We start from the raw sequence: 25,204 nt of genomic DNA, 5'->3' as shown, positions 1-25,204 counted from the left end.
AGAGGTTAAGAGTGATGGCATCTCGTATTTCCGGTCGCTCGGGACCGTTGTCGGTACTTGCCTCATCAGTACTTTTTTCTGCGTCTGCCGGTGCCGCTCAGTTTCACTGGGGTGAACTTGAGGGGCAATTCGACTCGGCGCTTTCCTTTGGTAGCAGCATTGCGACTGCCAACCCTGACCCGGCCCTGCACAACAGCGCCAACAGCGATGACGGCCGCCTGAACTTTGCCTCTGGCGATGTGTTTTCAGCGGTGTTCAAAGGCACCCATGACCTGGAGCTCAAGCACGACAACCTGGGGGTGTTCCTGCGCGGTACCTACTGGTACGACACGGCCCTGCGTGATCACGATCAGCGCTTCAAGCAGGTCGAGGACAACAACCGCAAGCGCTCAGCCAAGACCGCAGGTAGCCAGCTGCTCGATGCCTTCGGTTACTACCTGTACGACATCGACGGCCAACCGGGTTCGCTCAGGCTGGGCAAGCAGGTGGTCAACTGGGGTGAGAGCACCTTCATCCAGGGCGGACTGAACGTCATCAACCCCTTCAACCTGGCGGCCTTGCGCCGCCCCGGCTCGGAAGTGAAGGACGCGCTGGTGCCGGTGAACCTGTTCTACTTCACCCAGAACCTCACCGAAGCGCTGTCGGTCGACGGTTTCTATCAGCTGGACTGGGAACAGACCCAGCTCGACAACTGTGGCACGTTCTTTTCGAACAACGACTTTTTGCCCGATGGGTGCGATGGCCTCGACGTGGGCGCCAAATTGCTCGGCAACCCCACAGCCGTGGCGGGGCTTGCGCCGTTCGGTGTGAACCTCACCAGCGAAGGCGTGCGCATACCTCGCGGCAGCGACCAGGATGCCCGCAACAGCGGGCAGTGGGGCGTTTCGCTGCGCTGGTACGTGGCGGCGCTGGACACCGAGTTTGGCGCTTACGCGGCGAACTACCACAGCCGCACGCCTTACCTGGGTACGGTCAGCAGCCCGTATTTCGACAACCGCCGTTTCGCCCCGCAGTTGTGCGCCAACCTCGCTATCGGGCTTGCAGACTGTGCCGCTTTTCTGGGTTCCAGCGCAGGCCAGTCGCTGGTCGGCGCGCTACGCCTGGGCACCTCGCAGTACCGGGTGCAATACCCCGAGGACATTCGCCTCTACGGCCTTTCGTTCTCCACCACCCTGCGCACCGGCACGGCGCTGCAGGGGGAGCTGAGCTACCGGCCGAACATGCCCATGCAGCTCAACGGTACCGATATCATCCAGTCGTTGTTGAACGTCGATGGCCGCTCGCCCTTGCTGGGTGACGGCCTGCGGCCAGACAGCGCCAGTACGCTGTTCGACGGCTACCGCCGTAAAGAGATGACCCAGTTGCAGATAACCGCTGTTCACGCTTTCAGCCAGGTGATGGGGGCCAACCAGTTGCTGTTGATAGGCGAGGCTGGCGCCACCTACGTGGGCGGTCTGGAGGGCGCCTATGGCCCCCGTTACGGGCGCTCGGGCACGTTCAACAGCGGCGAACTGGCGGACAACAGCGTGTGCGTGGCCATTTCCAAAACCCCTGAGCATTGCAACGACGAAGGCTTCATGACCCCGTTTTCCTGGGGCTACCGGCTGCGTGCCACCTGGGCCTACCCCAACGTGATTGCCGGTTTCGACCTGCGGCCGAACCTGTCCTGGGCACATGACGTGCACGGCACCGGCCCGGTGGAGGGGTCGGCGTTCAGCGAAGGCTCCAGGGCCATCAGTGTCGGGTTGGATGCGACGCTCGCCAGCACCTACAGCCTGAGTGTGTCGTACACCGACTTTATCGACGGCGACTATGGCACCCGCGGCGACCGGGACTTCATCTCGCTGAGCCTGGGCGTCACTTTCTGAGGGCATGACAATGAAAATGCGCATGGTGATGATTGGCCTGTTCTGGGCGAGTGGCACGCTGGCAGCAGCCGGCCTGCCCGACAACCTGACCCCGGTGGGAGCCGAGCGTGCTGCCAGCCCCGACGGGCGCATACCGGCCTGGCAAGGTGGGTTGAGTACAGCCCAGCAACGCCTGGGCGACAACGGCACGCCGCTGGACCCGTTTGCCGATGAGCAGCCTCTGTACCGGATCACGGCCGCCAACTACCGGCAGTACCGAGGTCAGCTTACCGACGGCCAGGTGGCCTTGCTCAAACGCTTCCCAGCCAGCCTGAGCTTGCCGGTGTATCCCACCCACCGCAGTGTTGCGGTACCCGACGCGGTCGCGGCATCGGCCGCCCGCAACGCCGAGCAGGCGCAGCTGGATGACCAGGGCAACGGTGTGCGCGGTTTCACTGGCGTCATCGCCTTTGCGCAGCCAACCAACGGCCTGGAGGTGATCTGGAACCACCTGACCCGGCATCGCAACGTGAGTTACAGCCTGAGCTCCGACAGCGTCACGCCGCTGAAGAATGGCCGCTTCGTGCTGATGAGCGCGCGTCAGGAAGTGGCCCGGCCCGAAGGTTTGGCCAACCTGGGGGCGGGCAATGTACTTTATTACTTCACCTACCGCATGACGGCGCCCTCGCGGCTTGCCGGCGATGCGATGGTGGTGCATGAGACACTGGACCAGGTCGCCGAACCGCGTTTGTCCTGGGTGTACAGCGCCAGCCAGCGGCGGGTACGACGGGCGCCGAACATCGCCTATGACACCACTGGCCCTGGCACCGCCGGCCTGCGGACCGCCGACAGTCGCGACATGTTCAATGGCGCGCCTGACCGGTATGACTGGAAGCTGCTGGGCAAGCAGGCGCTGCACGTGCCCTACAACTGTTACCGCCTGGCATCGCCCGAGCTGCGCTATGTGGACCTGATCAAGCCAGGCCACATCGACCCGGCACCGACCCGCTACGAACTGCACCGGGTGTGGGTCGTGGAGGCGACGTTGAAGCCCGGGGCGCAGCATATCTATGCCAAGCGCCGGTTCTACCTGGATGAAGACACCTGGGCCATTCTCGAAACAGACAGCTACGACGCGCGTGGCGAGCTGTGGCGCACCTCACAGGCCCATGGTTTCTTTCACCCCAGCGGCCAGGTGGCGGTCAACGCCATGGAGATCACCTACGACCTCAAGAGCGGCCGCTACCATGCATCGGGCTTGATCAACGAGCAGCGTCGGCCCTTTGCCTTCAATGTGCGCACCAGCCTTTCGTACTTCTCGCCCGGCGCCCTGCGCAGCTTTGGTGTGCGCTGATGGGCGTGCCTGAACCACGGCCTGACTGGTCGCGGCGGCTGTTGGGGCAGGGTGAGGCGCCTGATCCGCGCTTCACGCTGGCCAACGAACGTACCTTCCTGGCCTGGGTCCGGACCGCGCTGGCGCTGCTGGGTGGCGCAATCGCCATCGAAACTTTCGCCGGCCACGTCCTCGAGACACCCCTGCGGCTGTGGCTGGTCGCTGGCCTGATGCTGCTGAGTGCATTGCTGAGCGCTGGCGCCTGCCTGCGCTGGCTGCGGGTAGAGCGGGCATTGCGTCGGCGACGTCCGTTGCCGTTGCCGGCACTGGTGCCCTTGTTGGCGCTGGGCTGCCTGGTCGCTGTACTGCTGGCAGGTCTCGTCCTGTGGCCACGCTGGCATGGGTGATCCGGGCCTGCAGGCAGAACGCACCGAGTTGGCCTGGCGGCGCACTGTGCTGGCGCTGGTGGTGGTGGCGGGGTTGGCCTGTCGTCAGGGCGATGTGTACGTGCTGACATTGGCGGGCGTGGCCGCGCTGGCGCTGCTGACTCGCCAGGGACGGCGTTACGAGCGGGGCCTGGCGATGTTGCAGGCCGAACGCGGTCAGCCTGCGCCCTGGGGAGTGCTGGCACTGGGCAGCGTGGTGTGGCTGATGGCACTGGCAGGCTTGTGCCGGTTGGCGAAGGGCGGCTGAGCACAGTGCCGGCGCCGCCCGCTGCCGCTCAGGGCGTGACGATATTGAAGCGCGAATCAGCCTCTTCCAGCCCCCCCATGAATTGCAGGAACTTCACCCGCTCGCCTTTGATTTCGATTGCCCCTGCTGTGGCTTCCTTGAGAAAGCCTGTCTGCTTCAAGGCAATGCTGTCCAGTGTCTGTTTGCGCATGATGACCTCTACATCGGCCTTGGCGTGGCGCGCCAGGTCGCGGTGGGTGAGGACGCCGTTGCGCAGGGTGAGGGCGTAGTCTTCGTCCAGGTCGGAAAACCGCCAGTTGATGGTCAGGTTGCTATCGGCAGCGTTGTAGGCATTCACCCGAACACCCAGGTAGTCGAAAAACAGGCTGGGTGTCAGGGCCCGCACCATGTCATCGGCGTTGCCGCCGCTACCCGCACCGGCGGCAACGCCTGAGCGCAATTCCTGCGCGCCACTGAGGTAGGCATTGCGCCAGGTGGCGTTCTCACTCTGGTAACCCAGTTGCTCCAGCGCGTCGGCCTGCAGTTCGCGGGCCTCGGTGTTGTCTGGCTCGGCGAATACCAGGTGGTTGGCCAATTGCGCCACCCAGCGATAGTCGCCCTCGGCGAAGGCCTGGCGGGCCTGGGTCAGCACCTGATCGGCACCCCCCATCGCCGCCACGTAACGCTTGCCGGCCGCTTGCGGTGGCAATGGGTCGAGGTTGGCCGGGTTGCCGTCGTAGAACCCCATGTAGCGTTGATAGACGGCCCTGACGTTATGGCTAAGCGAGCCGTAGTAGTCGCGGCTGTACCATTTGCTTGCCAGGCGCGGCGGCAGGCTGGCCAGGGTCTGGGCAATTTCCATGGGGGTCTGGCCCTGATTGATCAGGCGCAAGGTCTGGCTGTCGATGAAGGCATACATATCGCGCTGGTCGGCCAGGTAGTCGCGGATGGCCGCACCACCCCAAGTGGGCCAGTGATGCTGGGCGAACACCACCTCGGCCTGCTCGCCGTAGCGCACCAGCGATTGGTCCAGGTAATGGGCCCACACTTTCGGATCGCGCACCAGGGCCCCGCGCAGCGTCAGTACGTTGTGCTGCACATGGGTGGCGTTCTCGGCCATGCACAGTGCCCTGAGCGCCGGGAAATAAATGTTCATTTCCGCCGGCGCCTCGGTGCCCGGGGTCAGCTGGAACTCCACCTCCACGCCGCTCAGGGTCATGCGTTGCAGCGGTTGGCTGATTTCGAGCGTCGGCGCGATGAGGCTGACAGTGGCATTGGCCGGCACGCCCTTGCCCAGTCCGGCATCCACCTGGCCTCGCGGCCCACGGGGCAGGGGGGCGCCGTACATGTACTGGGCGCGGCGTTTCATGGCCGGTCCGGCCAGCACGTTTTCGCCGATGGCATGTTCGAAGAACCCCTCGGGCGCGATGACCTGGACTTTGCCAGCCTTGACGTCCGCCTCGTTGATCACCCCGCGCACGCCGCCGAAATGGTCGACGTGCGGGTGGGTGTAGATCACCGTGGTCACCGGCTTGCGCGGGCGGTGCTTGAAGTACAGTTCGAGGCCCGCCTTGGCAGTCTCCACGGCAAGCAGCGGGTCAAGCACAATCAGCCCGTCCTTCCCTTCGACGATGGTCATGTTGGCCAGGTCCAGACCGCGAAGCTGGTAGATGCCCTCGGTGACCTTGAACAGCCCGGCGATGTTGTTCAACTGAGCGATGCGCCACAAGCTCGGGTTTACCGTGGCAGGGGATTGCGCCGGTTCCAGAAAAGCATACTGGGCCAGGTTCCACACCGTCTTGCCATCGGCCGTGGCGACTGGCCCGTTGAACCGCTCGACCAGCCCACGCCGGGCTGTTTCGTAATCGACGCGATCCTCGAAAGGCAACCGTTGCAGCCACTGCTGGTTGCTGGCCAGGGTGGCCGCGGTGGCATCCTTGGCCGCTGTTGCGCCCAGGCTCGGAAGGGGGGCCAGCAGGGCAAGCGCCAGCATCGACAGTGAAAAGCGCATGGGATTTCCTTGTTGTTCTTGAGGCAGAACACTCTAGGGGAGGGGCTTGCGCACCAGCCAATACCAGAGCGGCATGGCCGCTATCGCGTTTCCTGATGGCTTCAGGCGGGGGGGAGCGTGAGGATCTGTTCGACCAGCCAGGCCAGGGCGGGGTCGTGCTGACGGTGGCTCAGGTGCACCACTTCCAATTCGAAAGGCTCCAGGGCAAATGGCAGTTCGTGCACCGCCAATGGCAGCAGGTGCGCAAACTGCTGCGCCAGTTGCCGCGGCAGCACCACACACATGTCGGTGGCTGCGGCCAGATGGGCGGCCTGCAGGTAGTTGGGCGTGGTATAGGCGATTTGCCGGGTCAGGCCTTGCTCGGCCAGCCACTGGTCGACCATGCCCCGGGTCTGGCCGCCGTGCACCCAGATGTGCCGCAAGCCCAGGAATGCGTCGAGGTCCAGTGCCTGGCCCGGCGCCAGGTGCGGGTGCTGCTGGCGCAGCGCGATCTGCAGGGTTTCACGGCGCCAGGGGTGGCGGGTGAAGCGCGCCGGCACCTCGTCGAAACGGCCCAGTACCAGGTCGAGGTCGCCCCGGTCCAGCGCCTCGGCCGGCAGGTTGGGGGCCAGGTGCACCACGTCGATGCGCACGTTGGGTGCCAGTAGCTCCAGCCGCGCCAGGAGTGGCGGCATGCACAGCTGTTCGACGAAATCGGTGAGGGCGATGCGCAGCTGGCGATGGCTGCGCTGAGGCTCGAAACCATCGCCGGTGCCCAGCGTCTGCTCGATCTGCTGTAACGCCGCACGTATCGGCCCCTCCAGTGCCAAGGCCCGTGGCGTCGGGCGCATGCGCCGGCCCACGCGGACCAGCAGCGGGTCACCCAGCTGGTCACGCAGGCGCGCCAGGGCATTGCTCACGGTCGGCTGGGTCAGGGCCAGACGCTCGGCTGCCCGGGATACATTCTGTTCACGCAGCAACATGTCGAAGACGCGCAGCAGGTTCAGGTCGAAGTTCGAAATATTCATGCTGAAAATATATGGCATACGAAATGGAAATTTCAAAAATACCTTCGGCCTGCTTAGGGTGATCACAGTCCTCATACCTACAAGAAAGCAGGAGCGTTGCGCGTGAATACTCCCTTCCCGATCAATCAGGTGGCTGTGATAGGTGCAGGCACCATGGGCCGCGGCATCGTCATCAGCCTGGCCAACGCCGGGCTGTCGGTGCTGTGGCTGGACTGCAACGCGGCAGCGCTCGAAGCCGGGCTGGGCATGGTCAGCCAGGCCTGGGCCCAGCAGGTGGACAAGCAGCGCATCACCCAGGCCCAGGCCGACGCCTGCCTGGCGCGTGTGCAGGCAGTGGACGGCTATCCGGCGTTGGCGGAGGCCGACCTGGTGATTGAAGCGGTGTATGAAAACCTGGCGCTCAAGCAGGAAATCTTCTGTGCACTGGATGCACACCTCAAGCCACGGGCGATCCTGGCCAGCAACACCTCGGCGCTGGACATCGACGCGATTGCCGCCGTCACCCAGCGGCCGTCCCAGGTCCTGGGGCTGCATTTCTTCAGCCCTGCGCATGTCATGAAGCTGCTCGAAATCGTGCGTGGGACGCACACCGATCAGAAGGTGCTCGATGCCGCCAAAGCGCTGGGCGAGCGCATGGGCAAGGTGGCGATAGTGGCAGGCAACTGCCCTGGTTTCATTGGCAATCGCATGTTGCGCAGCTATGTGGGCGAAGCGCGCAAGTTGCTGCTTGAAGGGGCGTTGCCACATCAGGTGGATGCGGTACTGCAGCAGTTCGGCTTCGCCATGGGGCCGTTCCGCATGTACGACGTGGTGGGCATCGACCTGGAGTGGCGCGCCCGGCAGTTGGCCGGGCAAGGCATGCACGACCCGCTGGTGCAGGTCGATAATGCGCTGTGCGAGCTCGGCCGCCTTGGGCAGAAGACCGGGCAGGGCTATTACCGCTATGCCCCCGGCAGCCGGCAGGCCGAGCATGACCCGCAGGTCGACGCGTTGGTGCTGCAGGTGTCCCAGAACCTTGGCTACCGACGTCGGGGCATCAGTGCCGAGGAAATCCTCGAACGTTGCCTGCTGGCACTGGTCAACGAAGGGGCGAAGGTTCTCCAGGAAGGTATCGCCGCCAGCAGCGGCGACATCGACCAGGTCTGGCTCCACGGCTATGGCTTCCCGGCTGCCACTGGCGGGCCCATGCGCTGGGCTGACGAACAAGGGGCGCCGTTTATCCTGGCCCGGCTGGAATACCTACAGGGCGTGCTTGGCGAGCATTGGCGCCCGGCAGGGCTGCTCTACTCACTCGTGGCCGGTGGCAAGCGTTTCGAACCGCGTGGGGAGGTTCAGGCATGAACTACCAGGCGCCCCTTCGCGACATGCGTTTCGTGCTGCATGAACTGTTCGACCTGAGCGGACATTGCCAGCAACTCGGTATCGAACTGGACCGCGACACCCTCGACGGCATCCTTGAGGAGGCCGCACGTTTCACTGGCCAGATCATCGCACCGCTCAATCGCAACAGTGACGAACAGGGCTGTCAGTGGGTGGGCGGTGAGGTCACCACCCCGGACGGCATGCGGGACGCCTATCGGCAATACGTCGAACATGGCTGGGCCAGCATGACCGGGCCGCAGGCCTATGGTGGGCAGGGTCTGCCGCAGATGGCATCGGCCAGCTTCCATGAAATGCTGATGGCGGCGTCGTTGTCGTTCCGCATCTACTCCGGCCTGACCGAGGGCGCGGTCCTGGCGTTGCATCGCCATGGCAGCGAGCCACTCAAGCAGGCCTACCTGAGCCGTATGGTCAGTGGCGAGTGGGCCGGCACCATGTGCCTGACCGAGCCGCAGGCCGGCACCGACCTGGCGTTGCTGCGTACCCGCGCCCAGCCGGAAGCGGACGGCAGCTACCGCATTACCGGCAGCAAGATATTCATCAGTGGTGGCGAGCAGGACCTGACCGACAACATTGTTCATCTGGTACTCGCGCGCCTGCCTGATGCGCCGGCCGGTGTCAGGGGCATCAGCCTGTTCCTGGTGCCCAAGCTGCTGCCCGGTGGCGAGCGCAATGCGCTGGGCTGCGGGGCGCTGGAGCACAAGATGGGCATCAAGGGGGCCTCGACCTGCGTGATGAACTTCGACGGTGCCCAGGGCTGGCTGGTGGGGGAGGCCAACCAGGGCCTGGCCTGCATGTTCACCATGATGAACGATGCCCGCTTCCAGGTCGGCCTGCAGGGGCTTGGTATTGCCGAGGCCGCTTTTCAGGGAGGGCTGGCCTACGCCCGGGAGCGTCTGCAGTCGCGCTCGCTTGCCGGGCCGGTGGCAGCGGAAAAGCCTGCCGATCCGATCATCGTCCATCCAGACGTGCGGCGCATGCTGCTGACCCAGAAGACCCTTACCGAGGGCTGTCGCATGCTGGGCATCTACACCGCTCGGCAACTGGACCTGGAGCATGCTGCGAAAAGTGCACCGGCGCGCCAGGCCGCAGCTCGGCGGGCGGCGTTGCTGATCCCTATCGTCAAGGCGTTCTTCACCGACGTCGGTCAGGAAGTCGCCAGTCTTGGGGTGCAGGTGTACGGCGGTCACGGCTACATCCGCGAGTGGGGCATGGAGCAGTTGATGCGCGATAGCCGCATCACCCAGCTTTATGAAGGCACCAACGGCATACAGGCCCTCGACCTGATACGCCGCAAGGTCCTGGGGGACGGCGGGGCCGAGCTCAATCTGCTGATCGACGAAATGGCGCCGCACGTCAGGGCTGCCAATGCGCTCGGCGGCCTGCAGGCCATGGCGACGGGCGTGGGGCAACGTCTGGAGGAGTGGCGCGCCTTGTCCGGCCATGTGGTCGAGGCCTGTGAACGTGACCCTCAGGAGTCAGGGGCAGTGTCGGTTGATTTTCTTGCCTACTCGGCCTACGTGCTGTTGGCGGCGATGTGGTTGCAAGCGGCTGTGCGCGCTCAAGCAACACTTGCCACCGGCAGCGCGGAAACAGCCTTCTACAGGGCCAAGCTTGACGCCGCAACGTTCTACTGGCGGCGGATCCTGCCCCGCGCCACTGCTCACCGCGAGGCCCTGCTGGGTGGCGCGGATTGCCTGATGGCGTTACCGGCGAGCGATTTCGCGTTCTAGCGCACGGCAAACCACACGAACAAGGAGAGTGCGATGCAGCCTTTCAGCTTTGCCACCACTGCGCAGATCCTCTGCGAACCCGGCGCGGTGCAGCGCCTTGCAGGTCTGTGCCGTGAGCGCGGTGCCAAGCGTGTTTTGATTATCAGTGACCCGGGTATCGCCCGCCTTGGCATGCTCGATGACCTGCTGCCGGGGTTCACGGCAGCCAAGGTCGGTGTGGCGATCTTCAGTGAGGTTACGGCCGACCCCAGCGAGGCATGCGTGCTGGCGGCCGCCCAGCGCGCCCGGCATATCGGCGCCGACCTGGTGGTGGGGTTCGGCGGCGGCAGCTCGATGGATGTGGCCAAGCTGGTTGCGCTGCTGGCCCACCGCGATTGTTCGCAGCCCATCGCCGAGCTGTACGGCATCGACAGGGCCAAGGGCCGCCGGCTGCCGTTGATCCAGGTGCCCACCACGGCAGGTACCGGTTCGGAGGTGACGCCGATCGCCATCGTCACCACCGGCGCCACCACCAAGATGGGCATTGTTTCGCCGCTGCTGTTGCCAGACCTGGCAGTGCTCGACGCCGTCTGCACCCTCGGCCTGCCATCGGCGGTGACTGCTGCTACCGGTATCGATGCCATGGTGCATGCCATCGAAGCCTATACCAGCCGCCTCAAACGTAACCCGCTGTCCAGCCTGCTGGCCCGTGAGGCGCTGCGGCTGCTGGCGGATAACCTTGACCAGGCTGTGCACAACGGCGGCAACCTGCAGGCCCGCCAGGCCATGCTGTTGGGGGCTTGCCTGGCCGGCCAGGCCTTTGCCAATGCACCGGTGGCGGCGGTGCATGCCCTGGCCTATCCGCTGGGTGGGCACTTTCATGTTCCCCATGGCCTGGCCAACGCGCTGGTGTTGCCGCATGTGCTGCGCTTCAACCTGCCGGTGGCGGCAGTGGACTACGCCGAATTGGCCGTGCCGCTGTTGGGGGCCCGTTTGCAGCCCGGTGATCAGCGCCAGCAGGCAGAACAATTCGTGGCCGAGCTGGCCGCGCTGAGCAGCCGCTGCGGGTTACCTGACCGCCTGCGCGACGCCGATGTACCGCGTCATCGGCTTGGCCAGCTGGCCGAAGACGCGATGCAACAGCAGCGCCTTTTGGTCAATAACCCGCGTGAAGTCACCCAGGCCGATGCGTTGGCCATCTATGAGGCAGCCTACTGATGAACCACCTCCGGCGACGTGAACACTATCGGCACTACACGCCCATAACCACTCGGTGGCACGACAACGATGTCTATGGCCACGTGAACAACGTGGTCTATTACAGCTTTTTCGACAGCGCCGTGAACCGCCTGCTGGTGCGGGAGGGCGGGTTGGATATCGACCAGGGGAGGGTGATCGCGCTGGTGGTCAGCTCCGCCTGCGACTACCAGGCGCCGGTGGCCTTCCCGCATGACATCGAAGTGGGCCTTGCGGTGAGCCGGTTGGGCAACACCTCGGTGCACTATCAGTTGGCGGTGTTCCTCTCCGGCCAGCCACTGGCCTGTGCCACCGGCCGCTTCGTCCATGTATTCGTCGACCGCGAAGGGCGGCGTCCGGTGCCGGTGCCTGACTGCCTACGGCATGTGTTGAGCGAACTGCAGCCCCTATCCTCTGAGGAACAGCCATCATGAAAGATGCCGTGATCGTCGCCACTGCTCGCACCCCTATCGGCAAAGCCATGCGTGGCGCCTTCAACGACCTGAAAACCCCCAGCATGACGGCTGTCGCTATCCGCGCCGCAGTAGAACGTGCTGGCATCGAACCGGCGCAGGTCGATGACCTGGTGCTGGGGACTGCCATGCAGAGCGGCACTGCCGCGATCAACCCGGGTCGGCTGTCGGCGCTGGCCGCCGGCCTGCCCCAATCGGTCAGCGGTCAGACCGTCGACCGCCAGTGTGCTTCAGGCCTGATGGCCATTGCCACGGCGGCGAAGCAGATCATGGTTGATGGCATGCAGGTGACCATTGGCGCAGGTCAGGAGCAGATCAGCCTGGTGCAGCAGGTGCACAACCAGCTGGCCAGTGAGGCTTATGACCCCGCGGTATTGCGCATGAGCGAGCATGCCTACATGCCGATGCTGCAAACGGCCGAACGGGTGGCCCGGCGTTATGGCATAAGCCGCGAAGCACAGGACGTCTACGCCCTGCAGTCGCAGCAGCGCACGGCGGCGGCGCAGGCGGCGGGGTTGTTCGCCGCTGAAATCGTGCCGGTGATCGCACGCAAGAAGGTGGTGGACAAGCTGACAGGTGTCGTCAGCCATGAAGAGGTGCGCCTTACCCAGGACGAAGGGAACCGGCCGGCGACGACCCTGGCCGATCTGCAGGGGCTCAAGCCCGTGGTCGAAGGCGGTTGTGTCACGGCCGGCAATGCCAGTCAGCTGTCCGATGGCGCCAGTGCCTGCGTGCTGATGGAAGGTGCGCTGGCGGCGCGCTCGGGCATCGCGGCCCTGGGGCTTTACCGCGGTATCGCCGTGGCTGGCCTGGCCCCCGAGGAAATGGGCATCGGCCCGGTGTTGGCGGTGCCCAAGCTACTGCGCCAGCAGGGCCTGACGGTAGACGATATCGGGCTATGGGAGCTGAATGAGGCGTTTGCCTGCCAGGTGCTGTATTGCGCCCAGCAGTTGCAGATCGACCCGGCGAAACTGAACGTCAACGGCGGCGCCATTGCTATCGGCCACCCCTATGGCATGAGCGGCGCGCGGATGGTCGGCCATGCCTTGCTGGAGGGCAAGCGACGTAAGGTGAAGTACGTGGTCGTGACGATGTGCGTGGGCGGCGGCATGGGCGCAGCGGGCCTGTTCGAAGTGCTCTAGGCCGGTACCCAAGGCCAGCCCATGGCGCTGACCGGGACGCAGGCGCAACTCGCGCCCACAGTGTCCCGGCCAGGGCTGGTTATGAGCCTACAGCAACCGCGTGACGCGGAGCCGGCTGTGGCAATTGGCGGAAGCCTTCACGGATGGCAGCGATCAGTTCCGCGTCCTTGACGGGGCACAACCCGGGGAAAGGTTTGTTGGCATGGGTGAGCACGGCTTCGACGCTTTCCTGGTTATCCAGGTAAACCTGCCTGATTGCCTGGCTTTCCAGGTCCTTGCTGTTGCTGCAGTTCAGGGCGTGGTGAATGGCGAGCCCGGCGCCAAACGCCAGGGCCGGGGTTGCAATACCGTGCTTGCGGGCAAGGTCGATGCTGCTGAGGATGCGTTCGTTGCGTTGCAGCTTGCGCAAGGGGTCGCGGCCTACCCGGGCGCAGGGGTCTTTGAACGAGGTTTTGCAGCGCTCGAGAAATGCCTCGGCAAAGCGGCTGACCACCTCGGCCATCTGTGGGTATTCGGCCACCAGTGCGGGCGCGACCTCCTGGCGAATCAGGCGCTCGGCCAGTTCACTCACCCGCGCATCGCCCATGCCCTGGCCGACCCAGGCATGGCCCAGCAGGCTGGCGTACCAGGCCACAATGGCGTGCGGGCCGTTCCACAGGCGGTTCTTGATGATCTGGATCTGGGCAATGTCTGGCACTGTCTTCACCTGGCGCAGGCGTTCGAGCAGATCGCTGCCGCGTTCGGCGTAAAGCGGCATGTCGGCTTCACTGTTGAACAGCACCAGATGCAGCTGGCTCATGGCGCTGCTGGGCTGTGCAAAAGGCCTGAAGTGGCCGATCAGCCGTTCGTACTCCGGTAGCGGCGTTGAAGATTTGCGTGTGCTTGCGGGCTCGTCTTCCAGGCTGTTCTGGAACATCTGCGACTTGATGCGCAGCTGCCGTACCAGCGCGTCATTGCCCAGTTTGGACACGATGCGGCTGACCACCGTTTCGGCGAAATGGGTCTTCTGCAAAACCTGCTCGCTGATCGCAGGCGGGCACAGTAGCGACAACTCGGCTTGCACATGACGCCGCACGAACGCTGCACCGCCAACCTTGTTCAGCACGATCAGCAGGGTCAGCTCGCGGCCTCGGCGCTCGAAGCGTTGCAGCAGGCCTTGGGCGATCACCCTGGCCTGGCTTCTGATGGCCTGCTCGGGCAGGCTCAGGCCGATGATTTCGGCAGTGGTGTACATGCTGATGACCGCGTCGTCGTCGTCCATGTCGATCATGCGCACGTTGTCGATGGTCTGGTCGAACGACGTGGCACCGTAGCGCACGCTGTAGCGGCCGAAGGCGCTGACGCTTTCGCGCAGCATGCGCGAGCGGGTTGCGGCAATGATTTCACGCGGTCGGGTGTAGCCGTCCCAATGGGAAAATACCTGCGTCAGGTAACCGCCGCCGATGGCGCCGAAACCATGAATGCCCACGCTGAACTGGTTCATCGAGGCCGGGAACGGCTCGCTCAATGCAGGCATGCCCAGGTCGGGTACGCACTCGCTCAGGTCGGCGAGAAATTCATGCATGCTGCGGTAGGCTTTGAGCGCGCCTGCCTTGATTTCCGGCGCAGGCGGCTTGATGTCCTCGATCAGGATCGCCTGCCCTTCGGCGCGCATCGCTGACAGCATGCCGTTTTCCGAGTCCTCGACCATGAAGCACTGGCCTGGCTCGCAATTGAGCGCGCGGGCGGCTTTCAGGAAAATCTCGGGGTGGGGTTTGCCTTGGCCCACTTCATCGCCACAAACGGTGATGTCGAAGTACTTCAGCACGTTGGCGTTGATCAGGTATTCCTCGGCGATGGCACGGCGGCTGGACGTGGCCACCGCCATGGTCAGGCCTGATTTGCGCAAGCGCTCCAGCACCTCCAGCAGGCCGGCCTTGATCGGTACGCCGTGATTGCGCACATACTCCAGTTCAAGTTCATCCGCGCGTTGGCGGATTTGTGCGTAAGGGAAGTCTTCGCCGTTATGCGCCTTGGCGAGGGCTTCGGCCTTTTTTGCGCTCAGGCCCAGCGAGCCAATCAGGGTCTGCTCGCTCAGCGCTTTGCCGAAGATTTCCAGAGAAGCTTGCTTGAGTGTCCTGAAGCGCAGGCGCTCGGTGTCGAAGAGGGTGCCATCCATATCGAAGATGGCGCTGAAAATCTGTTTACCGTGAAAGAAAAGCATTGGCTGTTGCCCCTTGTCGTTGCGTCAGGCATCTCGCCTGCAACAGGCGAGAACGGTGTGTGAGCTGCAGTGGGGGCAGTCAGGTCGGGGGCACACGTTCGACAGGGGGACGCTCAGGAGTGACGCAGAGGTAAGGCGGGGCGGAGCGGGGCGTGCAGAGGAGGTTGGCAACCGTTGCGGCGAGGTGGGTGGCGCGTTTGGCCTTGAGGTCACGCCCACTGGCTGCAGTCGGTTTTGCAGGCAGTGGGCGCAAATAGCGATGGATACGTGTGATTCCAAGCATGAGGTGCTTTGCTTCCTTTTCGTCATGGGTGATCCTTTTTCAGCCTTGCACGTATGCGCCGCGACATGCAAGGCTTGGCCTCCCGCTCGCATTACGCAACAAGGTGAACCCCAATGACCCAAGCTACCGACCAGGCCTTTTACGATCGTGCCGATGCGCACATCGAACTGGCGAACCAGCAGATCGAAAAGTTCGAGGACCTGGGCAAGGTAAGCGCCTCGCTGACCTTCGGTGCCGCGCGCTTCAGCGCCTGGATGAGCGCCCGCAGCTTCAAGAGCGGCGCGGAGCTGGGCGCGGCACGGGAAGAGATTCTGAAGTACTTCTGCGATCAGTACCGGATGATGCTCGAGGACAACCTCGATGAGCATATCGAGCATTTTGACCGGTACATGCTGGGTAAGAACGACTAAGGCCGCGCGCGGCTTCCTTCAGCGATTTGGCCATTTCTGCAGCAGGATCGAAACGAATTTCTCCGCAGCCGGCGACAGCGATGCGCCGCGCCGGTACACCAGCCCTAGCGTGCGGGTGACTTGCGGCTCGATCAACGGCACGCTCACCAGCGTGGGGTGGTCGGCATTGGGCATGGCCAGGCTGGGCATGGCCGACACGCCCAGCCCGGCCTCGACCATGCCCAGCGACGTGGACAGGTGTTGCACTTCGTAGAACCACTTGGGCCGCAGGTTGAGCCCGGACAACGCATGGTCCAGCAGCATGCGGTTGCCACTCAGGCGGCCGACGCCGATCAGGCGGTAATCAGCCAGCTCTGTCCAGGTAACGGAGGCGCGATTCGCCAGTGGGTGGTCACGCCGGCAGGCCAGTACAAAGTGCTCCTGCACCAGCGAGACAAACTCGATGTCCGGGTGCTGGCCACTCATCATGTTGATGCCGAAGTCGGCCTCGCCGCGCAGCACGGCTTCGAGCCCGTCGTTGGCGCTAAGGTCCAGCAGGCGAATGCGGATTTTCGGGTATTGCTCGTTGTAATCGCGGATCACCGACGGCAGGAAGTAGAACGCCGCGGTAGGAATGCAGGCGAGGGTAACCTGACCGGTCTGGCGCTCGGCCAGCTCGCGGATGCTGAGGATCGAGTCTTCAAAATCATCCAGCAGGCGCCTGGCCTTGGGCAGGAAGTCGCGGCCCACGCTGGTCAGGCTGACCCGGCGAGTGGTGCGTTCCAGTAGCGAGGTGCCCAGGCCTTCCTCCAGCTTCTTGATCCGTCGGCTCAGGGCCGGCTGGGACAAGTGGAGCGCTTCGGCGGCCTCATGGAAACTGCCCAGTTCGGCGATTTTCACGAAAGATCTGATGTCTTGCAGCTCATATTCCATAAGAAACCTTCGATTGGCCTGGTACTTTATTCATGTTTGAATCGCAATAATAGCTACGATATTTGCATTGGATTGATTTATCCATCCCTGTCACTCTTTTGCTCACAGCATCAATGATGTCCATTGATCAACAAGAGTGCGAAATCATGCAACGAATTCCTTGCGTACTCATGCGCGGCGGTACCTCCAAAGGGCCGTTCTTCCACGCCTGGGACCTGCCTGCCAATGTGGTCGAGCGCGACGAGTTGCTGATCAACCTCATGGGCTCTGGCCATGAGCTGGAAATCGACGGCATCGGTGGCGGCAGCCCGCAGACCAGCAAAGTGGCGATCATCAGCCCGTCATTGCATGCCGACGCCGACGTCGACTACCTGTTCGTGCAGGTGATGGTCGCACAGCGCCGGGTCGATACGGCCCCCAACTGCGGCAACATGCTGTGTGCTGTTGGGCCGTTCGCCATCGAACAGGGGTTGGTAAAAGGCCAGGAAGGCAAGACCTTGGTGCGCATTCGCAACCTCAACACCGGCACCTTCGTCAATTCGCTGGTCGAAACGCCCGGCGGTATCGTGCGCTACGAAGGCCGCACGGCGATCGATGGGGTACCGGGCACTGCCGCCCCGGTGCATCTGACCTTCCTCGACGCGGTCGGCAGCAAGACCGGCAAGCTGTTCCCCACGGGCAAGGCCCAGGACGTGATTGATGGCGTGCCGGTGACCTGCATCGACATGGCCATGCCGATGATGGTTGTGGAGGCCAGCCAGTTGGGTGTCAGCGGCTCGGAAACCCCGGCTCAGCTGGACGCCAACAGCGCGCTGCTCGAACGCCTGGAAGCGTTGCGGCTGAAGGCCGGAAAGGCCATGGGCCTGGGCGATGTCAGTGGCATGGTCATCCCCAAGCCAGTGCTGGTGTCCAAGCCGCGCTACGACGGCACGCTGCAGGTTCGCTATTTCATGCCGCACAACTGCCATCGTGCCTTGGCGATCACTGGAGCGGTGGGGCTGGCGACTGCCTGCGTCAGCCCTGGCACCGTGATTGCCGACCTGTTGGGCGAAGGCGCGCAGCAACTGGCCCAGGTCCGCCTGGAGCACCCAAGTGGCGGCATCGATGTTGCGCTGACGCGCAGCGGTGCCGAGGGCCAGACGATCCAGGCTTCGGTGGTGCGAACCGCCCGGCGGCTCTTCTCAGGGTTCGTCTACGCCCCTACATTCCGCAGGTTGGCCGGGTAGTTCCAGGCACCGATCCAGACCTGCACATTCGTAACAAGCGCATCCGCACAATTTCAACAATGGGTGATGCCATGAGACTCGCCAAATCGCTGTATTTCCAGATTCTCTGCGCCGTCCTGCTGGGCGTGGTGGTCGGACACTTCTGGGCGCAACAGGCCGTGGCCCTCAAGCCGCTGGGTGATGCGTTCATCAAGCTGATCAAGATGATGATCGCGCCGGTGGTGTTCTGCACCATCGTCACCGGCATTGCCGGCATGACCGACAAGCGTTCACTGGGGCGCTTGATGAGCAAGACCCTGCTGCTGTTCCTGGGTCTGACGGTGGTCAGCCTGGTGATCGGACTGGCGGCGGTCTACCTGTTCAAGCCAGGTGCCGGCATGAACATCGATCCTGCCACCTTGAGCACAGCGGGCCTGAGCCAGTACACCGCGTCGGCCGCCAAGCTGAGCGTGGTGGACTTCTTCATGCACATCATCCCGGACACCTTCATCGGTGCCTTCAACAAGGGTGAGGTGTTGCCGGTCCTGTTCATCGCCGTACTCAGCGGTTTCGCTCTCTCGTCGATGGGCGAAAAGGGCAAGCCGGTACTGGACGTGCTGGAGTCGGCCTCGACCATGGTGTTTCGCATCTTCGGCTACCTGATGCGCTTTGCCCCGATCGGCGCTTTCGGCGCACTGGCATTCACCGTGGGCCAGTACGGGATTACGTCCCTTGGCGCGCTGGCCAAGCTGGTCGGGACGTTGTACATCGCCTGCGCCTTCTTCGTGCTGGTGGTGCTCGGTGGCATCTGCCGCGCCCATGGCTTCAGCCTGTGGAAGTTGCTGCGCTATTTCCGCGAAGAGTTCCTCGTGGTGCTGGGTACTTCCTCCACCGAGCCGGTGCTGCCGCGCATGCTTGAGAAACTCGAGAAGCTTGGGTGCAAGAAAGGCGTGGTTGGCCTGGTGCTGCCCACTGGCTACTCGTTCAACCTGGACGGTACTGCCATCTATCTGTCGTTGGCAGCCGTGTTCATCGCGCAGGCCTGCAACATCGACCTGAGCCTGGGCCAGGTGGTCACCATGCTGGCGATCATGCTGCTGTCCTCCAAGGGCGCGGCAGGTGTCACCGGCAGCGGTTTCGTGGCCTTGGCCTCGACCCTTACCGTGATCCACGACATTCCCCTGGCCGGCCTGGCCCTGTTGATCGGGGTCGACCGCTTCATGTCGGAAGCCCGTGCGCTGACGAGTCTTGCCAGCAACGCAGTGGCGACGGTGGTGGTTTCGTTGTCGGAAAACGCCTGTGACCGCCAGACGCTGCACAGCCGGCTGAACGGCGAGCCGGTGGTCACCCCCGTCGCTGAAACAGCCGACTGGGTCGCCGAACCACACCGCCACGGCTGAGCCCCGACACCCTCAAGCTTTTTGCAGGCCCCCACCAGGCGTTGCCGGGTGGGGGTCAGGGGGCCGTCTGCGCTGCAGGTGGCCACATAGACAATAAAAACAAGAGAACAAACCATGCTCGCACTTCTGGGCCTGATCATGGTGGTGACCTTCACCTACCTGATCATGAGTAAACGCCTGTCACCGATCGTCGCGCTGACCATCGTGCCGATTGTTTTCGCCCTTGTTGGCGGTTTCGCGCCAGACCTGGGCAAGATGATGCTCGATGGGCTGAAAATGGTCGCACCGTCTGCCGCGCTGCTGCTGTTCGCCATCCTGTTCTTCGGCCTGATGATCGACGCCGGCCTGTTCGACCCGCTGATCCGCAAGATCCTCAAGCGGGTGAATGGCGACCCGATCAAGATCGCCATCGGCACCGCCTTGCTGTCGCTGCTGGTGGCGCTGGACGGTGACGGCACCACGACTTACATGATTACCTGCGCTGCCATGCTGCCGCTGTACAAGCGCATCGGCATGAACCCGATGATCCTGGCGACTGTATCGATGCTGTCATTGAGCATCATGAGCGGCATGAGCCCGTGGGGTGGTCCCGCCACCCGTGCCATTGCCGCGCTCGGCCTGGATGCGACCGAATACTTCATTCCGATGTTGCCCACCGTCATCGGTGGGGCGGCGTGGGTCGTGTTCACCGCCTACCTGCTGGGCCGTGCCGAGCGCCGGCGTATCGGCAATATTGCCCTGGAGTCCGGTGGCGGCAACTGCTACATCAAGGAAATCCTCGGCGACAACCCGCACAAGCGCCCGCGCCTTGCCTATGTGAACCTGGTGCTGGTGATCGCCGTGATGACCGCGTTGGTGCTGGGGCTGATGCACGCGGCCATCCTGTTCATGATCGGTTTCGTCGCCGCACTGATGATCAACTACCCGCAGCTGGACCTGCAGAAAGAGCGCATCCTCGCCCATTCGGGCAACGCCATGACCGTGGTGCTGCTGGTGTTCGCCGCGGGCATCTTTGCCGGTATTTTCTCGGGTACCAAGATGGTCGATGCATTGGCCCAGACGCTGGTGGACTGGATTCCGGAAGCGTGGAGCCACTGGTTCCCGCTGGTGGTGGCGCTGACCAGCATGCCGCTGACCTTCGTGCTGTCCAACGACGCGTACTACTTCGGCGTTGTGCCGATCCTGGCCAATGCCGCGGCCGCGTACGGCATCGACCCGGTGGAAATTGCCCGCGCCTCGGTGCTTGGCCAGCCGGTTCACCTGATGAGCCCGCTGGTGGCCTCGACCCTGCTGCTGGTGGGCATGGTCGACCGCGATATCGGTGATTTCCAGAAAGCCACCGTGAAATGGGCCGTGCTCACCTCTCTGGTGATCACTGCGCTGGCACTGCTGACGGGCGCCTTGTCCTTCATGGTTTGAAGCACCCAGGGCGCCGCTCGGCGCCCCGCTGACTCACCCAAGAACAACAACAGAGTAACCATCATGTCCCGATTTCTTTTCCGTGGGGCCACTTGTGGCCTGCTGTGCGGCTGGCTGCCTGTGGCCGGTGCCGCCGGTTTCATCGAAGACAGCAAGCTCAAGCTGCAGTTGCGCAACGTGTATTTCAACGAGAATTTCCGTGACGAGCAGGGTATGAGCGCCCGCGCCGCCGCCACTGCCAAAAGCGAACGGGTGGAATGGGCTCAAGGCTTTCTGCTCGACTACCAGTCGGGTTTTACCCAAGGCACCCTGGGCTTGGGCGTCGACGCCATGGGCCTGCTGGGCGTACGCCTTGACTCCGGCCGTGGGCGCAGCGGCACCGGACTGTTGCCGGTGCATGACGATGGTCGCGCGGCCGACGAATTCGCCAGCGCCGGTATCACGGCCAAAGCCCGCCTGGGCAGCACCGTGGTCAAGCATGGCACCTTGCTGCCCAAGACGCCGGTACTGGTGTACAACGATGCGCGCCTGCTGCCGCAGACCTATCAGGGCACTCAGCTGACCAGCACCGACATCGACAACCTCACCCTTACCGCCGGCCACCTGGATCGCTTCAAACAACGCGATTCATCCGATAGCACCGGGCTGTACCTGGACGGGTATGGCGGCCCAGCGTCTGGCGATTTCAGCTTCGCCGGTGCTGACTATGCCGTCAGCAAGCAACTGCGCCTGAGTTATTTCCATGGCGAGCTCGAGCATTTCTACCGCCAGGACTTCGCCGGGCTGGTGCACGACCTGCCGCTGGGCGGCGGCGTGCTGACCACCGACCTGCGTTACTTCAAAAGCCGCGACAGCGGTACGGCGTATGGCGGTGGCATCGACAACGACATGTTCAGCGGCCAACTGTCGTACGCCCATTCCGGGCATACCGTCGGCGCAGGTTACCAGGTGCTCGATGGTGAAGCGGGGCTGCCGTATATCAGTGGGGCCACGGTCTATTCGTTCAGCAACGTCGGCATCGGCAAGTTCATCGAGGAAGAAGAGAAGACCTGGATGGCCAGCTATGCCTACAATTTCGCTGCCGCCGGGGTGCCGGGGCTGACCTTCATGACGCGCTACCTGAGTGGCGACAATGGCCGTTCAGGTGGCGAGGGCATCAAAGAATGGGAGCGTGACGCCGAAATTGCCTACGTGGTGCAGGGCGGGCCGCTGAAAGGGCTGGGCGTAAAGCTGCGAAACTATGTGTATCGATCAGATTTCGCCCGCGGCCGAGACAGCAATCGCCTTTACCTGACCTACGATATCGCCATCTGGTGATGGCGCAGGCCGGACAAGATATCCGGCCCTGAACCGCCTGAGGCGCCGTGGTTCAGCGGCGCAGCAGGCGAGAGACCACCAGTGTGACGGCGGCGGTGATGGCCAGTGCGGCGAAGGGCTTTTCCTTGACGAACGAGGACACCGTGTCCAGGGTGTCGCCGTAGGTCTTGGTCACCTGGCCTGCGGCCTGACGCGCATCGCCTTCGGCTTCCAGCGCCGGGTCTTCGACCAGGCGACCTACGGCGCTTTGCGCCTTGCCAGCCAGGTCTTCTGCTACACCTTCGATCTGTTCGCGTTTCATGATGGCTTAGTTCCTTCCTGTGAGCGGCTTTGGGTTAACAGCACAGGGTTAGGGCGGTGATTCGTCGCAATGGTTCAAAGCGACTGTTTGTCACCTGCAGGTCATGCGCGCCGGCATAGATTCGCATCTGACATGAGCGTGCTAGGTTAGCGTGCCTTCTTTTCGAGGATCCGCGCCCCGGTCCCTTCCTTGCCCAGCACATCCTCGGGGTTGCGCAGTGGGCAGTCCTCCAGCGACAGGCAACCGCAGCCAATGCAGTTGTCGAGGCTGTCGCGCAGTGCTTCCAGTGTGCGAATGCGGGCATTCAGGTCTTCGCGCCAGGCCGTGGACATCTCGCTCCATTGTGCGGCCGTGAGCTTGCTGTTGGGGGCATAACGGCTGAAGGCTTGTTTGATTTCCTCAAGCGGAATTCCCGTGCGCTGGGCTACCTTGATGATCGCCAGGGTACGCAGCACCAGCGAGGGATAGCGGCGCTGGTTGCCAGCCGTGCGGACGCTGGCGATCAGCCCCTTGGTTTCGTAGAAGTGCAGCGCAGACACCGCCACGCCGCTGCGCTTGGCCACTTCACCCACTGTGAGCATCCGTGTGTTGTCCGCTGCCATATATGTTCGACCTAAAGTTAAGTTGAGCTTTTATAAGCCGGCCCGGTCGGCGGTGCAACGGTTTTTCCGGGTCATTGGGGTATGGCATGACGGCATTCGCCTTTGCCCATCACTTTCCAGTTGTTGGCACGTTACCCAAAGCCACGACGCACGGTTCTCACTTCATAGCCCAACCCTTCCAGGTAGGCCTTTACGAGCGCTGTGCGCCAGGGCTCAGGCTGATAGTGTCCGGACCAGTCGTCGACAATAAATACCCCGTTCTCATAGGCGATATAACCCGCAGCGCTAACGTTATTGCTGGCATTGAAATTCCACATTTCAGCGCCGCTGGCGTGAGTATTCAAGAGGGCGTCAGTAGAGGCGCCGAAGACGACCAGGGTCGTTTCGTCGCCTTCATTTATGAGTGTGTATTTGTAAATCAGTGATGGGCTGATTTTTTTGCGCTATTGTTGTCGTTGATAATATTGATGTCTACGATGCCCTTGCTTATAAAGCTTTTGGCATCCTTGAGTTCGGTTTTAAGGTGTTTGGCTTGGTTGTTAGAAAGTAGGTGTCCCGTATGGGAGGGTTTGAATCGTTTGCTATAAGTCTTGCCTATCTTGATGGCGGTCTGAACAAATGTATTGATTGCGTTTTTTCCGCTAGGGTCTTGTGCGTTGACTGGGTCGTTCAGGCAGTAGGCATAGGCGTTGATGCCGCCTTTGAGGAAAGGGCTCTGGTGGTCTGGGCTGATGAATCGCATCAAGCATGGGATGAATATTCGGTACCCGTTTCCGAGTGCGTAACCGTTCAGCGCAGAAATGTAAAATTCACCATTGAACCCCACTGCTCCGGTCGGCTCCGCGTTGGCGTTTCGAAACCCATAGGGTGTGTAGTTTGCTGGCTGGCCTGTTGTTGGGGCCGTGGATGTTCGTGCGGCGCCATGTTGGTCACGGGCCTGGCTTTCCAAACGGGGTGCAATGGTCGGATCGTGTTTTTTACGGGGTGTCGAAGTTTTATGCGTTGACATATATCTGACTCCGTCAGATCTGGCACTTGGCATCAGTGATTACCCATTAGCCATTCGTGCTGTTTCGACGTCTTTTCGCTGCCAGGCCTGCAGGCTTCAAAGGAAGGTGAGTTTCTGTAGTCCTGCCCGATCTTTCACTGCCAGGGATCAAGGCGGACATTCCGATGAAGTCCCCAAGGCGCAAGCGAATTTTTAGTGCGCGAAGGCGCAACGTACGCACAAGAGCAGATTGGTGAGACTTAATCGTTCGCGGGATACGCTGCCTCCGATATTAGGTTTGCTGCCGGGCACGAATACGTTAGAGACGTGCTGCATAGCCTTTAGAAGGCGTATTCTCCCTCAAGCTCGTTACTGCTATACCGAGCGACTCAAGATGGGCTTTCGCGGGTTTCAACTGCTCAACCGAAGGTTTATAGTGTCCAGAATGGGTGTCTAACGTATAACCGTTGCCGTCTTTTATGATGCCCCCTGCACTGACAACTTCACTCTTGGTTCCGGTTATCCCTTGACCAAGATGGGCGATGCTTGGATGGCTGGGTTCATCTGCGCTGTAACTGCCTATGAAGAAATTTCTATCGCGTGTAAAGACAAATTTATGTTTGAATTGAGAATCGTTAAGTCTGAATAAGCTGGCGGGATTTTTGACCAGGGTGATGTGGGTTGTTTGATTTTTTATTGATTGGATTGCGAGCTTTACGTCCTCACTCAACTCATCGGCATACCAGTTGCCAAGTGCTTTCCAGTGATTGGTATTTTCTGTCCTCGATGAAAGATTTTTCTTAAATTTGACCGCTGCCAAGGCTACAGTGCCTGCCGTCTTGAATCGGGATTTTCCGCTAGGGTCGGTTGCGTTGATTGGGTCGTTCAGGCAGTAGGCATAGCAATTTAGACCGCCACGATCGAAAGGGCTCAGTGTGTCTGCGCTTATGAATCGCATCAAACGGGGGCTCAAACGGGGGCTATAGACTCGATGTCCATTACCGAGGGCGTAGCATTCCCTTAGGGTAAATAGAGGCTCGCCATTGTAGCCTAAGATTCCGATCGGCTGCTTTTCGGCGTTTCGATAGCCATAGGGCATGTAGTTGCTTGGCACGCGTCTTGATGTATGCGTGGAGTAAGTGCCTGTAGACATGGTCTTGAAGAACCCAAGCTGAAGGAGGTATGAGTGTGCCTCACATGCCAAAGGTTCGATACTGATAAAATTGTCAGGTGATTCCAGTTCAATGATGTCGTGATTGCCTCGCACTACCACTTCAACGTCTATCAGCAGCCAGGGGGTGCCATCAACATTCCGCTGCCATGCCTGTTGACCTCAAGTAAAGTTGAGCTT

Annotated in this window: 23 protein-coding genes; 15 read left to right on the top strand and 8 right to left on the bottom strand. The window is 62.3% G+C overall.

Annotated features, from left to right (window positions below):
* Positions 1-14 precede the first annotated feature (14 nt).
* Genes LU682_RS20795 through LU682_RS20780 form a run of 4 tightly spaced genes read left to right on the top strand, consistent with a single transcriptional unit; the run spans position 15 to position 3,873 of the window.
* The gene (locus LU682_RS20795; RefSeq protein WP_049586656.1) at positions 15-1,868 is read left to right on the top strand and encodes a DUF1302 domain-containing protein; all 1,854 of its coding nucleotides are present in this window, start codon (positions 15-17) and stop codon (positions 1,866-1,868) included.
* Positions 1,869-1,890: 22 nt separating this feature from the next.
* Complete coding sequence (locus tag LU682_RS20790; protein ID WP_049586658.1) at positions 1,891-3,201, top strand: DUF1329 domain-containing protein; 1,311 nt, start codon at positions 1,891-1,893, stop codon at positions 3,199-3,201.
* Positions 3,201-3,587, top strand: a complete 387-nt coding sequence (locus LU682_RS20785) for a YidH family protein (RefSeq protein WP_010953050.1) — start codon at positions 3,201-3,203, stop codon at positions 3,585-3,587. The genes LU682_RS20790 and LU682_RS20785 overlap by 1 nt, the downstream gene beginning before the upstream one ends.
* Entirely contained in the window at positions 3,580-3,873 is a 294-nt protein-coding gene (locus LU682_RS20780) for a DUF202 domain-containing protein (RefSeq protein WP_049586660.1), read from the top strand. Before LU682_RS20785 ends, LU682_RS20780 begins: the two co-directional genes overlap by 8 nt.
* Positions 3,874-3,901: 28 nt before the next feature.
* Here LU682_RS20780 and LU682_RS20775 read toward each other — a convergent pair whose 3' ends face one another.
* Together LU682_RS20775 and LU682_RS20770 are read right to left on the bottom strand one after the other, a co-directional pair.
* Complete coding sequence (locus LU682_RS20775; RefSeq protein WP_010953051.1) at positions 3,902-5,863, bottom strand: alkyl/aryl-sulfatase; 1,962 nt, start codon at positions 5,861-5,863, stop codon at positions 3,902-3,904.
* A gap of 101 nt (positions 5,864-5,964) precedes the next feature.
* A complete protein-coding gene (locus LU682_RS20770) occupies positions 5,965-6,888 on the bottom strand; it encodes a LysR family transcriptional regulator (RefSeq protein ID WP_010953052.1) in 924 nt (307 codons plus the stop codon).
* A gap of 84 nt (positions 6,889-6,972) precedes the next feature.
* Here LU682_RS20770 and LU682_RS20765 point away from each other — a divergent pair, with 84 nt between their 5' ends.
* Genes LU682_RS20765 through LU682_RS20745 form a run of 5 tightly spaced genes read left to right on the top strand, consistent with a single transcriptional unit; the run spans position 6,973 to position 12,813 of the window.
* Entirely contained in the window at positions 6,973-8,211 is a 1,239-nt protein-coding gene (locus LU682_RS20765) for a 3-hydroxyacyl-CoA dehydrogenase (protein ID WP_010953053.1), read from the top strand.
* Complete coding sequence (locus LU682_RS20760) at positions 8,208-9,983, top strand: acyl-CoA dehydrogenase C-terminal domain-containing protein (RefSeq protein ID WP_049586662.1); 1,776 nt, start codon at positions 8,208-8,210, stop codon at positions 9,981-9,983. Before LU682_RS20765 ends, LU682_RS20760 begins: the two co-directional genes overlap by 4 nt.
* A 33-nt stretch (positions 9,984-10,016) precedes the next feature.
* Positions 10,017-11,180, top strand: a complete 1,164-nt coding sequence (locus LU682_RS20755) for an iron-containing alcohol dehydrogenase (protein WP_010953055.1) — start codon at positions 10,017-10,019, stop codon at positions 11,178-11,180.
* Positions 11,180-11,632, top strand: a complete 453-nt coding sequence (locus LU682_RS20750; RefSeq protein WP_010953056.1) for an acyl-CoA thioesterase — start codon at positions 11,180-11,182, stop codon at positions 11,630-11,632. The genes LU682_RS20755 and LU682_RS20750 overlap by 1 nt, the downstream gene beginning before the upstream one ends.
* A complete protein-coding gene (locus LU682_RS20745; RefSeq protein ID WP_010953057.1) occupies positions 11,629-12,813 on the top strand; it encodes an acetyl-CoA C-acyltransferase in 1,185 nt (394 codons plus the stop codon). The genes LU682_RS20750 and LU682_RS20745 overlap by 4 nt, the downstream gene beginning before the upstream one ends.
* A 79-nt stretch (positions 12,814-12,892) precedes the next feature.
* On the opposite strand, the gene mtlD is transcribed toward LU682_RS20745, so the two are convergent.
* Entirely contained in the window at positions 12,893-15,016 is a 2,124-nt protein-coding gene (gene mtlD / locus LU682_RS20740) for a bifunctional mannitol-1-phosphate dehydrogenase/phosphatase (RefSeq protein WP_010953058.1), read from the bottom strand.
* Positions 15,017-15,412: 396 nt separating this feature from the next.
* On the opposite strand from mtlD, the gene LU682_RS20735 reads away from it, so the two are divergent.
* Positions 15,413-15,709: a DUF3144 domain-containing protein gene (locus tag LU682_RS20735; RefSeq protein ID WP_004577437.1), complete on the top strand. Its 297-nt coding sequence runs from the start codon at positions 15,413-15,415 to the stop codon at positions 15,707-15,709.
* Positions 15,710-15,727: 18 nt separating this feature from the next.
* Here LU682_RS20735 and LU682_RS20730 read toward each other — a convergent pair whose 3' ends face one another.
* Complete coding sequence (locus LU682_RS20730) at positions 15,728-16,621, bottom strand: LysR family transcriptional regulator (RefSeq protein ID WP_003247268.1); 894 nt, start codon at positions 16,619-16,621, stop codon at positions 15,728-15,730.
* A gap of 146 nt (positions 16,622-16,767) precedes the next feature.
* Here LU682_RS20730 and LU682_RS20725 point away from each other — a divergent pair, with 146 nt between their 5' ends.
* The 4 genes from LU682_RS20725 to LU682_RS20710 all read left to right on the top strand — a co-directional run bounded on the left by LU682_RS20725 (position 16,768) and on the right by LU682_RS20710 (position 21,962).
* Positions 16,768-17,847 carry a 4-oxalomesaconate tautomerase gene (locus LU682_RS20725; protein ID WP_010953059.1) on the top strand — a complete coding sequence of 360 codons (1,080 nt, stop codon included), beginning with the start codon at positions 16,768-16,770 and terminating at the stop codon, positions 17,845-17,847.
* 71 nt (positions 17,848-17,918) lie between these two features.
* On the top strand, positions 17,919-19,226 hold the full coding sequence (locus LU682_RS20720) for a dicarboxylate/amino acid:cation symporter (RefSeq protein WP_049586707.1): 1,308 nt from the start codon (positions 17,919-17,921) through the stop codon (positions 19,224-19,226).
* Positions 19,227-19,340: 114 nt separating this feature from the next.
* Positions 19,341-20,645 carry a CitMHS family transporter gene (locus LU682_RS20715; protein ID WP_010953061.1) on the top strand — a complete coding sequence of 435 codons (1,305 nt, stop codon included), beginning with the start codon at positions 19,341-19,343 and terminating at the stop codon, positions 20,643-20,645.
* A gap of 63 nt (positions 20,646-20,708) precedes the next feature.
* Positions 20,709-21,962, top strand: coding sequence for an OprD family porin (locus LU682_RS20710; protein ID WP_010953062.1), 1,254 nt, complete (start codon positions 20,709-20,711; stop codon positions 21,960-21,962).
* Between the two features lie 52 nt (positions 21,963-22,014).
* Here LU682_RS20710 and LU682_RS20705 read toward each other — a convergent pair whose 3' ends face one another.
* Positions 22,015-22,263: a CsbD family protein gene (locus tag LU682_RS20705; RefSeq protein WP_003247275.1), complete on the bottom strand. Its 249-nt coding sequence runs from the start codon at positions 22,261-22,263 to the stop codon at positions 22,015-22,017.
* 146 nt (positions 22,264-22,409) lie between these two features.
* Positions 22,410-22,865, bottom strand: a complete 456-nt coding sequence (gene soxR / locus LU682_RS20700) for a redox-sensitive transcriptional activator SoxR (protein WP_003247276.1) — start codon at positions 22,863-22,865, stop codon at positions 22,410-22,412.
* Between the two features lie 86 nt (positions 22,866-22,951).
* Here soxR and LU682_RS20695 point away from each other — a divergent pair, with 86 nt between their 5' ends.
* Complete coding sequence (locus LU682_RS20695) at positions 22,952-23,290, top strand: hypothetical protein (RefSeq protein ID WP_049586670.1); 339 nt, start codon at positions 22,952-22,954, stop codon at positions 23,288-23,290.
* On the opposite strand, the gene LU682_RS20690 is transcribed toward LU682_RS20695, so the two are convergent.
* Positions 23,284-23,874, bottom strand: a complete 591-nt coding sequence (locus LU682_RS20690; RefSeq protein WP_080985565.1) for an RHS repeat-associated core domain-containing protein — start codon at positions 23,872-23,874, stop codon at positions 23,284-23,286. The genes LU682_RS20695 and LU682_RS20690 overlap by 7 nt on opposite strands.
* Positions 23,875-24,172: 298 nt before the next feature.
* Positions 24,173-25,120, bottom strand: coding sequence for an RHS repeat-associated core domain-containing protein (locus tag LU682_RS20685; protein ID WP_232014086.1), 948 nt, complete (start codon positions 25,118-25,120; stop codon positions 24,173-24,175).
* Positions 25,121-25,204 lie beyond the last annotated feature (84 nt).

It is taken from the genome of Pseudomonas alloputida (assembly GCF_021283545.2).
GTDB classification, from domain to species: Bacteria; Pseudomonadota; Gammaproteobacteria; order Pseudomonadales; family Pseudomonadaceae; genus Aquipseudomonas; species Aquipseudomonas alloputida.
Note: the sequence above shows the minus strand (reverse complement) of the source record. Positions and strands in the feature narration are given on the sequence as shown.